The following is a 13,998-nucleotide window of genomic DNA, read 5'->3' as shown; positions in this document are numbered from 1 at the left end:
CTAAGTGAAGAGGCCCAGTCGCTCGGTCGCCAGTGAGAATGACTTGTCGTTCGGTATTTGTTTGATTGGTCACGATATATCTCCAAGTAAATAAAACGTACTACTGGAGATATAAAGAACATACAGACTTAGCTACCTTCCAGCAGCAAAAGAATGTACGAATTCCGTGCCGCTCAGAGTGAGCGCCACCAGTTGAAAGAAGAGGTTGTGATGATAAGTATCTTTTTCATTCAGATAGGCTATCAAATTAAATTGTGCGTCACAACCACTTGTGTTTTGGTCATTGTCTACCAGAAAAGTTTGACTCTGTGCTATTCGATTACTAGCTGTAAATTCTACTTCTTACTTAATCCCTTCTTCCAAAAAGTCATCAATGCTTGAGCCTATAGGCATAGTGCTCTCCCATCTGTTTCGTGATGTGTTAGGTCAGGCATTAAATTATGCTTACATGTGATTTAATATCGATGAAGTGCTTTGGGCTTGTGAGTGTTTATTGTTGAAGTTGCATGAACATCTAAATGAAACAAGTCTTGTAATGTCTGCTTTTGGCACAACTCTGAAGTTCTGCTCATATTTTTATTAAGCCATTCAACTTGACTGCCATACTTGTGATTCCTACTGAGCAGGAGACAACTTATGGCAATTCGAATCCATACACCTTGGAACAAAGATCGCATAATTGGGCAGAAGAAACCTCTTCAGATATCACATATATGGGGTATCCGAATTCGATTAGAACTTGAAGGTCGGACACGTGACCTCGCACTGTTCAACCTTGGTCTTGATAGCAAGCTACGAGGTTGTGACCTCGTTAAACTAAAAGTTTCAGACGTCGTTTGCGGACGTTCTGCGCTGAGGCGTACGAATGTCGTTCAGCAAAAAACAGGTAGTCCTGTCCAATTTGAGATAACACCAAACACTGGCGAATCGATTTTAGCTTGGGTGAAGAAAGCAGAACTAAAAGCGTCTGACTACCTTTTTAAATCTCGTATACACGGCGCTGAGCATATATCAACCAAACAATATAATCGCATTTTCCATGGATGGATTGAAAAACTTGGACTTAATACCTCGCTGTACAGCACCCATTCACTGCGCAGGACCAAACCTTATTTAATTTACAAGAAGACTAAAAACCTTCGGGTAGTTCAACTCTTGCTTGGACACAAGAAGCTAGAGAGCACAGTTTGTTACTTAGGCATCGAAGTTGATGATGCTTTGGAAATATCGGAGTCTATTGAAATCTAGGCTGTACGGGCTGCTTGTGCAGCCCCTGTGAGCGTAAAGCGGGCGTTGGACATACTTTTGCGCAAGTCCGCTTCAGACAAATAGCAGACGGTCAATGTCGAGATGTCGAACCACCGATTTGTGTCAAAATCGGACATTCAAAAATGTTAAGAAAATGCCAATCTATTTAGTAAGTTAAGATATCAGATTGATTCCAATTAGCTTGAGAACAAGTGCAAATACCCCAAAACACACCACTGTTATCCCAGCACTCATCGCTAATGCCGGCCAAAAGCCAAAGCGATGAAGAAGTGATGGAAAGATCAGAAACATTGGTAATGTAGGTACAACGTACCAGAAAGTATACCAAGCATGGTTGGCTATCTTTTCCATCGGTTGCTTTTCAACGTACAGCCAGATCATGGCTAGAATGGTTACCATCGGGAGTGCCACAATAAGTGCGCCTAGCTTATCACTGCGCTTTGCAACTTCAGAAGCAGCGACGACGACTGCCGCAGTCACTAAATACTTTGTAATTAACCAACCCATATTACCTCCACCTCAAAAAACCGATTGCCTATCGGTTTTTTTTTTGTAACTATAACACTATTATTGGAAGAGAATAGTGTTATGCAGTTAGGTGAATTAGAAAAACAGGTTTTGCAGTATCTGTGGAATGCGTCTGAAGCTGACGCGAAACAAGTACATGCCGTGCTTGGGCAGTCTCGTGGGAATTCACTCAATACCATTCAGAGCACCTTGGATCGCTTGTTTAAAAAAGGTTTGTTGAGCCGAACCAAACAGGGGCACGCCTATTGTTACCGAGCAAAAGTAGACAGGGAAGCATTGATAGCGACGCTTATCACCAACGTGACCAGCGATTTTGTTGAAGACGGTGAGCATAGCTTGATTGCAGCATTCAGCTCAGCTTCTGCCAATCTGGATGATGCCCAACTTGATAAGCTGGAACAGTTGATAGAACAACAACGCAAGTTGCGCAAAGGGAACTAACGAACATGTTGGTGGGAAATATGGCAATAACACTGAATTTACTGAGCATTGCTGTGCTGGTATTTGCTATCAGTGTGGTTTTCATTGCCGTTATTTCACCATTCACTCTTCACCGAATAGCACAATTCACCTTTGGGATTCGCAAAGTCATCTTGTGGTCATTAGTGACTGCGCCGTGGTGGATCGCAATCAGTTGCGTAGGATTTTTCTGGCCGAGGCAGCAAGACATATTCCCCGCGGCTTTGCTAAACGACTTTGCGCACTGGCACCACGTCGATATTTTTAGTTTCACCAGTTGGCATGCTGTTACCTTGTTATCGGCCTCTGCATATTTGCTCTGGTCAGTGACAAGAACCGTTTATATTCGTAGAAAGCAAGCATCATCGATGGCAGATTTGATTGGCTTATCTGATATCAAATTACAGCATATCAACGGTAAGCAGGGGTATTATTCGTTACCGCTGCCAATACCGGCAGCCTTTACCACAGGGCTGCTGTCTCCGAAAATCTATGTTACAACCGCGCTCAAAGAACGGGTTAATGAGCAGGAGTTGGATATCATCGTCCGCCATGAAATAGCGCATGTTGAATCGCGCGATCCTTTACTCAAAGTTGCTTTTGCAACATTTGCAGTTTTTTTTCCCGCTACTGTTAAGCGAAAACTGATACAACAATTTACGTTATTGACTGAGCAGGTAGCTGATAGTGCAGTGACCAAGAAATATGACAACCTAGATGTTGCTCAAACCCTAATCAATGTCGCGCGTATGCAGCGAAGCATAGACTCTGTGCAAAACAACTGCTGCGATGGCTTGCAAACAAGCTACTTTGGCAATGACCAAACCACTGTGCGCGTGCAATGCCTCATTAACCCGGTGACATCACCATCCCGACTAGCAGTGGGCTTTGCAATCATATTGTTTGCTTCTGCGCCTCTGTTAACCGCTTCTACGGTTGATAGTCTCCACCACATTATCGAAACCTTTTTCACCCATTAAGTAAGGACTGGGAATGAAAGAAATCCTTTGTAAACGCAAGAGTAAAAAACCGATTGGCTATCGGTTTTTTGCTGTACTTGCCGGAGTTGGTTTACTCTTATCAGCGACAGCTGCATCAGAGGAAACTTCTCAGGTTATCAGCCTACCTGAAGCCGTGATGATGACCTTAAATTATCACCCAGAATTGAAGGCTTTACTGTCACAGGAGCAGGTTTGGCAGGGGCGTATTCAGCAAGCTGGTGTCGGTGAACGTCCCCAAATTGGGCTGATGATTGAAGATGCGATGGGTACGGGTGAACATAGTGCGCTAAAAAGCACGCAATCAACACTGACGTATACGTGGTTGTTACAGCAGGAACAAATCGATAGTAGGGTGAATGCCGCAAAAAGCGAAGCCGCAAAACTGGTACTTGAAAAGCAGGTTAAAGCACTCGATTTGTCTGCATTGGTGGCCAAGCACTATATCGATATTCTGGTTAAGCAAGAGCGTCTTAAGCTCAATCAGATGGCTGCAACTCAGGCAGAAGAAGTGGTAGATGCTATAACCAAGCGAGTGAAAGCCGGTAAGAGTTCAAGTGTTGAGGTACAACTGGCAAAAGCAGAGCTGATACGCCGGGAATTGGCCGTAGAAGACGTAGAACATGAACTCAAGGCCAGTCAGTATCAACTGGCCTCGCTGTGGGGTAACCCTGCTCAGAACTATTATCTGAACGGCAATTTGCTCAGCGTACCGGCTGTTCCATCGGTTGAAAGCCAACTGGCACTGCTCAAGCAAAATCCTCGCTTACAACAGTTTGTTAGCGCCCAGCGTATCGCCCAGTCGCAAATGGAACTGGCACGAATAGAAGCTAAACCCCAATGGCAGTTCACAGCCGGACTACGCCGCTATGAAGCGACCGATGATTTTGGTTTGGTTGCCGGAATTTCCATTCCGTGGGGCGATGGCAACCGCAATGCTGGGATGATTGCAGCTCTGCAAGCCCAGCAGGATGTACTCGCCAGCGAACAAAGTGCGTTGATGCAATCATTGGACGCACAGCTTTATGTCCTGCTACAGGAAATGGCGCATTCAAAGCACGTGATACAAACCATGCAAACAGACATTGTGCCCACGTTGGAAACTGCTTTATCTGAAGCAAATAATGCGTTTGAGAGAGGCCAACTCAGTTACAACCAATACAGCGGCGTGCGCCGGGAATTACTTAGCGCACAAACACAGTTGCTTGAAGCGTTTGAAAGCCTGCATTTGCAGCATATTGAAATTCAACGCCTGACCGGTACATCCCTATCTCAGTGAGACAAATTATGAAAAACAATAAAATCCTTTCGTCATTGAGTTTGGCGATGTTATTAAACCTCAGCTTAGACTTAGTCAGCCTTCCGGTAATGGCATCATCTGCGCCTGCTGCTGAACAGCCTGAACCAGAAAAAGGCCCACATCGGGGACGTATGTTACGTGATGGTGATTTCGCTTTGGAGTTGTCAATTTTCGAAACGGGCGTTCCTCCTGAATTTCGTGTTTGGCTCACCAAAGAAGGCCAACCTATCGATCCAAAGTCAGTAGATTTGAACGTTAAATTGACCCGCTTGGGTAATGTTGTTGATGACATTAATTTCTATGTTCAAGGTGATTTCCTGCGCGGTGACATGGAAATCTATGAACCCCATTCTTTTGTGGTCACCATCGAAGCTAAGCATCAGGGTAAATCTTACCGCTGGCAATATGACAACTTCGAAGGGCGTACCATTATTGAGCAAGCTGTGGCAGAGGCAATGGATATTCAAACGGCTATCGCAGGACCTGCGACCCTGCATCAAACTATCCCTGCCTACGGCACATTGGCACTGCCTGTGGGGGCGCAACGTTCTGTTTCGGCTCGATTTGATGGGGAAATTACCAAATTGCATGTGGGTTTCGGTGAAGAGGTGAAGAAAGGGCAAACGCTGTTAACGGTAGAAAGTAATGAGAGCCTGAAGCCTTATCAAGTTAAAGCGCCGTCGGATGGCGTTATCACAGAGCAGTTTGCGAATGCGGGAGAACAAACTGCCAGCCGAACCTTACTGAGCATAACAGATAGCAGCCAATACATTGCCAAGCTGGCTGTGTATCCAAGTGACTATCAAAAAGTCCGCATAGGATCAGTAGTGAACTTACAGGTTGAAGGTGTGGATAAAAACTACCAAGGCAACATTTCGTTTATCGAACCAAAGGTGCGGGATGATCAGGCTCGCATCGTGTGGGTAAACTTACCTAACGAAAAGAGTGAATTGACCACAGGCAGCTTTGTTCAGGCACAAATTGAGGTTGCGACCTTTGACGTGCCGCTTGCGGTTAAACGTGTTGGTTTACAAGGCTTTCGCGATTTTACGGTGGTTTATGCCAAAGTCGGTGAACAGTATGAAGTACGTATGCTGGAGTTAGGGCGTGAAGGCGGAGAATGGGTTGAAGTGCTCGGCGGATTAAATCCAGGCACCGAGTATGTCACCGAGAACAGTTACATCTTAAAAGCCGACATTGAAAAGTCCGGCGCATCACACGACCACTAGGAGCGTAAAACATGTTGGAGTCGATTTTACGCTTTTCGATAAAGCGAAGTTTTCTCGTACTGGTAATGGTATTAGCGATTGCCGGACTGGGGGTATGGAATTTCACTAAGCTGCCTATCGATGCGGTGCCAGATATTACCAATGTACAGGTGATTATCAACACTGAAGCAGCCGGTTATACACCGCTTGAGATAGAGCAACGGGTCACATTTCCTTTGGAAACGGCGCTAGCAGGCTTGCCGGGGCTGACCTATACCCGCTCTGTCTCGCGCTATGGGTTATCTCAGGTAGTCGCCATATTCAGTGACGAGACGGATGTATACTTTGCTCGCCAGTTGGTGAATGAACGATTATCCGCCGCCCGTTCTGAACTGCCGACAGGATTGGAGCCTCAGCTTGGCCCTATTGCTACGGGCTTGGGTGAAATATTCATGTTTACCGTTGATGCCGAACCTGATGCCACCCATGCAGATGGTTCGCCCATCACACCAATGGATTTACGCACTGTTCATGACTGGACTATCAGGCCACAGTTAATGCGGGTTCCCGGCGTTGTTGAGGTTAACCCTATAGGTGGGTTTGAACGTGAAATACTGATTGCCTTCAAACCTGAAAAGCTGCTGGCCTTTGGTTTAACCCAAGCGGATGTGGTCGATGCCATTGCCAGCAAAAACCAGAATCGAGGCGCAGGGTTTATTGAACAAAACGGTGCGCAGTGGCTGCTAAGAATCCCCGGACAGGCCGAAGATATTGCGGCAATAGGCCGTATTCCACTGAAATCGATTAATGGTTCTGCGCTGACCATTCAGGATGTTGCGGATGTCGAAAATGGCCAAGGATTACGTACTGGTGCGGCGACTCAAAACGGCCGCGAAGTGGTTATGAGTACTGTCTTCATGTTGATTGGCGAGAACAGTCGAACCGTGGCGCAGGCCGTTGGCGAGAAGCTGAAAGAAATCAACGCCAGTCTGCCTGAAGGTATTGTGGCTACCGCTGTGTATGACCGCACCAAGTTGGTGGATAAGACCTTAGAGACAGTCCAAACCAACCTATTGGAAGGGGCGCTTCTGGTCATTGTGGTGCTGTTTGTTCTTTTAGGTAACTTCCGGGCAGCCTTTTTAACCGCGCTGGTGATCCCCTTTGCCATGTTAATGACCATTACTGGCATGGTTCAGACCCGCGTAAGTGCTAATCTGATGAGCCTTGGCGCACTCGATTTCGGCTTGTTGGTTGATGGTGCGATTATTATTGTTGAGAACTGTTTGCGCAGGCTCAGCCAAAGTGCTCCATCTTCGGACCAAGAGCACGCCCCATTACCACTTAGAGAGCGCATGGAGTTGGTGTTTGATGCTACCCGTGAAGTGATCCGCCCGGCATTGTTTGGTGTGTTTATCATTACAGCTGTATACCTGCCCATTTTTGCGCTGGAAGGCGTGGAAGGCAAAATGTTCCATCCGATGGCGATTACTGTCGTCATAGCTTTATTAAGTGCGATGTTGCTTTCTGTCACCTTTGTTCCCGCCATCATTGCATTATTGTTTAAAAAGCCAGTCAAAGAAAAACACAGCCCACTGATTCGTGGAGCCGAGGCCTTATACCGCCCGGGGTTAAGCTGGGTGTTGAAAGGTCGCTGGATAGTTGTATTCGTTGCGTCACTATTGGTGGTGGTATTTGGCTATCAGGCAACCAAACTAGGAAGCGAATTTGCCCCCAATCTGGATGAAGGGGATATTGCTATGCACGCTCTGCGCATTCCGGGCACGTCACTGAGTCAGGCTATTGCACTACAGGAAACGCTGGAAGACAAAATTAAGCAGATGCCGGAAGTAGAGCGGGTGTTTGCCAAAATCGGTACCGCTGATGTGGCTACCGATGCGGTTCCACCTAGTGTGGCGGATAACTTCATTATTTTAAAACCCCGTGAGCAGTGGCCTGATCCTGACAAGAGGAAAGAGAAAATTGTCGAAGAACTCGCTGCTCTGGTTGCGCCCATACCCGGCAACCGCTACGAATTTCTGCAACCCATTCAGATGCGCTTTAACGAGCTACTGGCTGGCGTTCGGGCAGAGCTGGCCATCAAGGTATTTGGAGACGACTTCGATACTCTCACAGGTTTAGGCGCTGAAATTGAATCTGCTATTTCTCAAGTAGAAGGCATTGCCGATATTCAGGTTGAACAGACGACCGGCTTACCCATGCTGAATATTGTTTCTGACCATCAAAAACTCATGCAGCACGGTATCAGTATTGGTGATGTGCAATCGCAAGTGGCTACCGCTATGGGCGGCGCAGTTGCTGGTAAGTTTTATCAGGGCGATGTGCGCTCAGACATTGTTGTGCGCTTAGGCGAATCACGCCGACAGGATATTGATGCGCTTAATTACCTGCCCATAACGTTGCCCGATGGTCATAGCATTCCGCTACAAGAATTGGTGTCGCTGGAGCTGGTGTCCGGGGCCAACCAGATAAACCGGGAAAATGGCAAACGCCGAGTGGTGGTCACCGCCAATGTGCGTGGACGTGATTTAGGTAGCTTTGTGGCTGATATTCAGCAAGCTGTGGCGGAAGAAGTCGAAATTCCGGCCGGTTACTGGGTAGAGTACGGTGGCACTTACCAGAAGCTACAGTCGGCCTCCAAGCGCCTTAGTATTGTTGTGCCGGTTACCTTGCTAATGATCATCGGTTTGCTGATTCTGGCACTGAACTCGTTTAAAGACGCGATGATCATCTTCACGGGTGTGCCACTGGCATTAACGGGCGGAATTGCTGCGCTGTTATTACGTGATATCCCATTTTCCATCTCGGCGGCGGTGGGTTTTATCGCCTTGTCTGGTATCGCCATTTTGAATGGTCTGGTAATGGTGTCTTTTATCCGTGAATTACGCAAAGAAGGCGTGAATCTGAATCAGGCCATTTTTGACGGTGCGTTAACGAGATTGCGCCCGGTATTAACGACCGCATTGGTGGCATCACTGGGATTCATCCCGATGGCGCTCAATACCGGCATTGGCTCTGAAGTTCAGCGTCCATTGGCTACGGTGGTGATAGGCGGGATCATTTCATCCACCTTGCTTACCCTGTTCGTTATTCCGGCCTTATATCGCATTTTACACAAAGAAAAGGAGTCACTTTTGACTGACACAGAAGTATTGGAGTCGTCTGATGCCAAATAGTCTTATTAAACTCAGCTTAACTCTGCTGCTGGGCGCATTAGCCTTGATCAGCATTGATGTATTCGCACATGGGGTGGACGATAATACCCGCGCATTTCTGGAACAAAACCAAGGTGTGCAGTTTATTCCGTTTTTGTACATCGGGGCTAAGCATATGATCACCGGCTATGACCATTTGCTGTTCTTGGTGGGTGTGATCTTCTTTCTGTACCGCAGCAAGGAAGTACTGCTATACGTGACCATGTTTACTATTGGTCACAGCACGACCTTACTGTTTGGTGTGCTGAGCGATATTCAGGTTAACGCCTATTTGATTGACGCTGTCATAGGTTTATCTGTCGTTTACAAAGGCTTTGATAACTTAGGTGGTTTCAAACGCTGTTTTAACTGGCAACCCAACACGCAATGGGCGGTACTGATCTTTGGCTTATTTCACGGTTTTGGATTGGCAACCAAATTACAGGAATTCCATTTACCGGAAGAGGGGCTTATTACTAATCTAGTTGCCTTTAACATCGGAGTTGAACTGGGCCAGTTTGCAGCACTCGTGTTTATCCTGATCGCCATCAACGCTTGGCGAAAACTGCCTTCGTTCCAGCGGTTCTCAACCGTGACCAACACGGCGCTGATGAGTGCTGGTGTCATGTTGATGGGATATCAGCTTACCGGCTACATCGTTAATTAAACTTATAACAAGAGAATATTATGCAACACACTGTTAGTACAAAAACCTTAGTCAAAGCCAGTATCACCGCAACAATTGTGGCGGCAATTGCGTTGGTGACTTTTATTCTTCCAGCGGAATACAACATCGACCCAACAGGAATCGGGCAAAAACTAGGGCTGACGACCCTAGCACAAGCGAATGAATCTGATGTTGTTGTTTCTACCAACAATGCTGATACCAATACTTCAGGCAGTCAGGAATTTCAGACCATTGAAGTCGTCGTGCCAGCCGGACGCGGTGTCGAATACAAATTTGCCATGCAGCAATATGCAAAAATGACGTATGAGTGGCTGACCGATGGTGAAGCCTTGTACTTCGATTTACACGGTGAACCGGAAGGTGATACCACCGGGTATTTCGAGAGCTATACCATTGCGACCTCTAATGAAATGAAAGGCAGCTTTACTGCTCCCTTCGCCGGTTCGCATGGGTGGTATTGGAAAAACAAATCGGACAAGCCTATTGCCGTTCAACTGTTGGTAAAAGGTCAATATGAAGTAATTGGCTTGAAACAGTAATTCAACTTACTAAAACTGGAGAATGTAATGAAAAAAACGTTATCAGCAGCAGTACTTCTTTGCGCTTTAATCAGTGGCAATGCGCTAGCACACGGCGATCATGGTGTCATTAGCGGCCAGCAGGCCACGCGTATTGCAGCTAAATCTGTAAAGCAAATGACCTTCAAAGATTTTGGCTTTGAAGTGGGTAAACTGGATGAATCGTGGAAAGACTTGACGCCTGAAAAGTTCAGTGTCGTTAGTGTTGAAGAAGAGTTCTATGTGGTAAGTGCCTCAAATTCTGATGCTGCCAAGCAAGTCTTTTTCAAGATAGCCAACAATGGTCAGGTACTGGATGTAAAAGCTAAGAACGACTTTTAAAGACGAGGATGTAGGTGGGCACTGAGAGTTGACGCCCAGTGTCTATCCATCATTTCTAGCAATATAGGTGTATCCCTTTTTGCAGACTGCTTCAATGAAAAGCGTTTACCCCAAACTTCCGCTTTCACTCATTGCCGTCATTAGAATCTCAATCTTCCAGCGACCGCTTTACGTACGGAGCAGCCCAACAGCATCGGAGGCACCTTGAGACAATAGTAACCAGACTGTCACTATCGGCTTATGCAGTGATGAGCTTCAGTCTCTCTGTTGCCGACTCAGGCCAATATTGACTATATTGCTGTGAAAACGATAACTAAAGCGCAGAAACTCAATACGGGCTTGCAACAACGTCCTTTTATACACCTGTCACTTACCTGTCATCAGACTGTCACAAGCTGATCATGTTTCATGCATAACCTCATTTGATTGCATTTCGCAATAGTTAATTTTCAGGGAGAATAATAAGTGAGTAAGTTTAAATTATCCGTTATTGCTTTATCTGTTGTAACACTTTTAACCGCTTGTGATGATGGCGATGACGGTGTCGATGGGACGAATGGCGCTGACGGCAGCAATGGTCTGACAAGCCTGGTTGTACAAACCGAACTGGCTACCGGCAGTGAGCAGTGTTGGCTGGGCGGCGTGCAAATAGATTCGGGACTGGATGCCAATAGTGATGGTACTTTAGAGGCGTCAGAAGTCAGCGATACCTCTTATGTTTGTAACCCGGACACTTTTGGCACCAGCGGCGCGCGCCTTCCTTATTCCGTGCTGCGCAACGATATGGACAATACTTTTTACCCGGGCTCAACTTTTGAAGTGCGTAACGGTGGATATGGTTCGGACCTTGATGGCCACCCAACCAACCCAATGCAATTTTATGCGTTAACCGACCGTGGCCCTAATGCCAAATACCGCACTGCTCAGGAAGGAGCGCCACACGGTAGTGGTAAAATTTTCCCGACCCCGGATTACACGCCACGCATTGGCTTATTCGAGGTTCAGGCCAATGGTTCAATTGCTAAGATCAGCGATATTCTGTTAAAAGACCGGGATGGTAACAACATTAGCGGCTTACCGAATACGCCAAGCTTAGGCGGCACGGGCGAAGTACCTTACAACACAGATCGCGAAGTGATCCGTGCAGACATGACCCAACCTTATGATGCCGATACCAACCCTGCAGTCTTTGATGATTACGGTTTAGATTCAGAAGGTTTAGTCGCTGTGTCTGACGGTACCTTCTGGGTATCGGATGAATATGGCCCGCACATTGTGCATTACAGCGCTGACGGAGTTGAACTGGAACGCATTAACCCTTTCGCTGCAGATGATCGTAACCTGTATGATCTGCCAGCTGAGTTTGGCAATCGTTGGGCTAACCGCGGTATGGAAGGCCTGACCATCACGCCAGATGAAAGCACCTTAGTAGGTATTATGCAATCGAGTCTGGATAACCCCGACAGAAACAGAACCGATATGACACGCATTGTTACGGTAGATTTGGCAACCGGCGCTATCTCACAGTATCTGTACAGACAGGAAAAAGGCTCTAATTCCAACTCTGCCATTAAAGCCATCAGCGACACGCAATTCTTAGTGTTAGAGCGCGATGGTGCATTCTTTGGCAAAACGGGCGCAGCCCAGAAACAGGTGTATAAAATTGACATCAGTAACGCAACCGATCTGGAAAGTGTCGCCGCTGCTGGCACTATCACACAGGATGATGCATTAGGCCTGGTGATTGACGGTGCTACGCTGGAAGAAGTTATCAACGACAATGCCACTGACGGCGTTTACGACCAGGGTTGGGGTATGCTGGCCAACTTAGGGATTGCTCCGGTTGAAAAGCTGGAAATGGTCGTTGATATGGTGGATGAAGTGGCATACCCACACGACAAAATGGAAGGTCTTTGGGTGATTGATGGCAGTCGCTTAGGTGTACTTAACGATGATGATTTTGCCACCTGGTCAAAATCGGAAGAAGGCGCACCACTAGGTCAAAAATATTTAGATATCAATAATACCGTGATTGATGGCAATACGCTGTACATTGTTGACAGTTTAAATCTGACTGAAAATTAATGCGCTGATGCAGCGCCACTCGCACTGAAATGGCCGCAAATTTGCACAGACTAGTCTGCGACAATTACCCTTTCAATGCTACAAAAGCACCGACTTAACTTTATGTAAGCGGTGCTTTTTTCATGCCTTTTTCTACCCTGAGTTTAAACGCGCCATTATTAGCCACTCTCGATTCGCGGGGTTATCAAAGCCCAACGCCAATTCAACAAGTGGCAATCCCACGTGTTCTAACGGTAATTGTGTAATGGTAGGCGCACAAACCTGAATATAGGAAAGATTAACACTATGTACTATCCTCTGTGACTTCTGAATTCAAGACCTGTTTCACGCATTACAAATTTAGATATGAAAAGCAATGACGAAATCATTGTTGTTAATCGAATTGGAATACGCTGGTCATTGCTACTGAAATCTTCTAGTAGATATATGAAAGCACGCCCTGAGCATGATGCATGTTTAAGCTGTGCATTGTGTTCGAGCTTCAAGTACCAAGGTCCGGTTTACGTACAAAGCAGAAGTAGCTAGTCAATAATCTGTTCGTCCGCAACTTATCTTTTGGCGCCTGTCAGATGGTATTTAAACCAGCAAACAAAAGTGTCAGGTTAGATATTTAGTGCGTCTAAGGTTATCTAACCTGCTCGTTTACTTTCATATTCTCAGTCTCAAGTCTGAGCTTTCTAAATCGGTCACTGTCGGGGTACAAAGTAAATGGCTGCCCCGATGCTTTCAACTTACCTTCCCGATAGAGCCGCTCAATAACTGTTTTATATTGAGGTAAAAACTTGTCAACTGACGTGTAATCGGAATTTCCCATGCCTTGATAGTAACTTACGTAAAATAAGTCGTCATCCATCGATATCAATAGTGACGGTGAGCCAATCCCATCTTCTGTCCACTTCTTGACCGTTTCTATTATGTTTTCGGTGCTAAAATCTGAATTCATAGTCTTTCCAAATTTGAAATCATGCTAACCATTTAGCATTTTAAAATTTAAATGCTCATGCTGAATTAGCACTCCGTATCGAAAATATATTCCTATCATTGGTTTATACATTTCTTCATTCAATTTAAAGGCAGTAACAAGTTAACTCTTAGAGCTTCGCTAGTTATCCGAATTCTAATTAACTTTTGCAACTGCCTGTTCGTAAAACTATGCTTTTTCAGAGAAGCGCGCCGAAACAGCGTAAAAACCATGGAGGTCTTTTAGCTTATAGTGAATTCGATGAGCGAGCATATGCCTTCCCTCGTCGTCGAGAAACCTCGTCATCGCAAGTAATTCAAGGTTGTCTTTGGCTACGCTCAGTCTATTTAACTTGGAGTGTATATAAATATCATCAAGCCCTTTTTCTTCA

13 protein-coding genes are annotated in these 13,998 nt (G+C 46.0%); 10 read left to right on the top strand and 3 right to left on the bottom strand.

The window, feature by feature from the left end; translation table 11 throughout:
• The first annotated feature begins 636 nt into the window (after positions 1-636).
• A complete protein-coding gene (locus MHN09_RS19670; RefSeq protein ID WP_239241764.1) occupies positions 637-1,248 on the top strand; it encodes a tyrosine-type recombinase/integrase in 612 nt (203 codons plus the stop codon).
• A gap of 174 nt (positions 1,249-1,422) precedes the next feature.
• Here the strand turns inward: MHN09_RS19670 and MHN09_RS19665 are convergent, their stop codons facing one another.
• Positions 1,423-1,776 carry a DUF3147 family protein gene (locus MHN09_RS19665; RefSeq protein ID WP_163086203.1) on the bottom strand — a complete coding sequence of 118 codons (354 nt, stop codon included), beginning with the start codon at positions 1,774-1,776 and terminating at the stop codon, positions 1,423-1,425.
• Positions 1,777-1,857: 81 nt separating this feature from the next.
• Between MHN09_RS19665 and MHN09_RS19660 the strand changes: the two genes are divergently transcribed.
• The 9 genes from MHN09_RS19660 to MHN09_RS19620 all read left to right on the top strand — a co-directional run bounded on the left by MHN09_RS19660 (position 1,858) and on the right by MHN09_RS19620 (position 12,646).
• A complete protein-coding gene (locus MHN09_RS19660; protein ID WP_163086200.1) occupies positions 1,858-2,238 on the top strand; it encodes a BlaI/MecI/CopY family transcriptional regulator in 381 nt (126 codons plus the stop codon).
• Between the two features lie 20 nt (positions 2,239-2,258).
• The gene (locus MHN09_RS19655; protein ID WP_239241763.1) at positions 2,259-3,236 is read left to right on the top strand and encodes a M56 family metallopeptidase; all 978 of its coding nucleotides are present in this window, start codon (positions 2,259-2,261) and stop codon (positions 3,234-3,236) included.
• A gap of 13 nt (positions 3,237-3,249) precedes the next feature.
• Positions 3,250-4,533 carry a TolC family protein gene (locus MHN09_RS19650; protein WP_239241762.1) on the top strand — a complete coding sequence of 428 codons (1,284 nt, stop codon included), beginning with the start codon at positions 3,250-3,252 and terminating at the stop codon, positions 4,531-4,533.
• 8 nt (positions 4,534-4,541) lie between these two features.
• On the top strand, positions 4,542-5,783 hold the full coding sequence (locus MHN09_RS19645; protein ID WP_239241761.1) for an efflux RND transporter periplasmic adaptor subunit: 1,242 nt from the start codon (positions 4,542-4,544) through the stop codon (positions 5,781-5,783).
• Between the two features lie 11 nt (positions 5,784-5,794).
• A complete protein-coding gene (locus tag MHN09_RS19640) occupies positions 5,795-8,956 on the top strand; it encodes a CusA/CzcA family heavy metal efflux RND transporter (protein WP_239219438.1) in 3,162 nt (1,053 codons plus the stop codon).
• Positions 8,946-9,641 (top strand): HupE/UreJ family protein, encoded by a 696-nt coding sequence (locus MHN09_RS19635; RefSeq protein ID WP_239219436.1) that lies wholly within the window; start codon positions 8,946-8,948, stop codon positions 9,639-9,641. The genes MHN09_RS19640 and MHN09_RS19635 overlap by 11 nt, the downstream gene beginning before the upstream one ends.
• 20 nt (positions 9,642-9,661) lie before the next feature.
• Entirely contained in the window at positions 9,662-10,201 is a 540-nt protein-coding gene (locus tag MHN09_RS19630; protein ID WP_239241760.1) for a hypothetical protein, read from the top strand.
• 27 nt (positions 10,202-10,228) lie between these two features.
• Positions 10,229-10,561 carry a DUF6488 family protein gene (locus tag MHN09_RS19625; RefSeq protein WP_239219432.1) on the top strand — a complete coding sequence of 111 codons (333 nt, stop codon included), beginning with the start codon at positions 10,229-10,231 and terminating at the stop codon, positions 10,559-10,561.
• Between the two features lie 465 nt (positions 10,562-11,026).
• Positions 11,027-12,646, top strand: coding sequence for an esterase-like activity of phytase family protein (locus tag MHN09_RS19620; RefSeq protein WP_049588550.1), 1,620 nt, complete (start codon positions 11,027-11,029; stop codon positions 12,644-12,646).
• A 625-nt stretch (positions 12,647-13,271) separates the two neighbouring features.
• On the opposite strand, the gene MHN09_RS19615 is transcribed toward MHN09_RS19620, so the two are convergent.
• Both MHN09_RS19615 and MHN09_RS19610 read right to left on the bottom strand, forming a co-directional pair.
• Positions 13,272-13,589 (bottom strand): hypothetical protein, encoded by a 318-nt coding sequence (locus tag MHN09_RS19615; protein ID WP_239241759.1) that lies wholly within the window; start codon positions 13,587-13,589, stop codon positions 13,272-13,274.
• Between the two features lie 207 nt (positions 13,590-13,796).
• Positions 13,797-13,998: hypothetical protein (locus tag MHN09_RS19610; RefSeq protein ID WP_239241758.1), on the bottom strand; the 202-nt coding region annotated here is incomplete at its 5' end.

The sequence above is a fragment of the Alteromonas sp. MmMcT2-5 genome, from assembly GCF_022348315.1.
Taxonomy (GTDB): Bacteria; Pseudomonadota; Gammaproteobacteria; order Enterobacterales; family Alteromonadaceae; genus Alteromonas; species Alteromonas macleodii.
The sequence above is the reverse complement of the archived record's forward strand: the minus strand, read 5'-3'. Positions and strand labels throughout refer to the sequence as shown.

Bases quoted from the DNA above. Each gene is read 5' to 3' on its own strand.
- MHN09_RS19650 (WP_239241762.1), top strand. From the start codon at position 3,250: ATGAAAGAAATCCTTTGTAAACGCAAGAGTAAAAAACCGATTGGCTAT.
- MHN09_RS19630 (WP_239241760.1), top strand. From the start codon at position 9,662: ATGCAACACACTGTTAGTACAAAAACCTTAGTCAAAGCCAGTATCACC.
- MHN09_RS19670 (WP_239241764.1), top strand. From the start codon at position 637: ATGGCAATTCGAATCCATACACCTTGGAACAAAGATCGCATAATTGGG.
- MHN09_RS19660 (WP_163086200.1), top strand. From the start codon at position 1,858: ATGCAGTTAGGTGAATTAGAAAAACAGGTTTTGCAGTATCTGTGGAAT.
- MHN09_RS19625 (WP_239219432.1), top strand. From the start codon at position 10,229: ATGAAAAAAACGTTATCAGCAGCAGTACTTCTTTGCGCTTTAATCAGT.
- MHN09_RS19665 (WP_163086203.1), bottom strand. From the start codon at position 1,776: ATGGGTTGGTTAATTACAAAGTATTTAGTGACTGCGGCAGTCGTCGTC.
- MHN09_RS19645 (WP_239241761.1), top strand. From the start codon at position 4,542: ATGAAAAACAATAAAATCCTTTCGTCATTGAGTTTGGCGATGTTATTA.
- MHN09_RS19615 (WP_239241759.1), bottom strand. From the start codon at position 13,589: ATGAATTCAGATTTTAGCACCGAAAACATAATAGAAACGGTCAAGAAG.
- MHN09_RS19635 (WP_239219436.1), top strand. From the start codon at position 8,946: ATGCCAAATAGTCTTATTAAACTCAGCTTAACTCTGCTGCTGGGCGCA.
- MHN09_RS19640 (WP_239219438.1), top strand. From the start codon at position 5,795: ATGTTGGAGTCGATTTTACGCTTTTCGATAAAGCGAAGTTTTCTCGTA.
- MHN09_RS19655 (WP_239241763.1), top strand. From the start codon at position 2,259: ATGGCAATAACACTGAATTTACTGAGCATTGCTGTGCTGGTATTTGCT.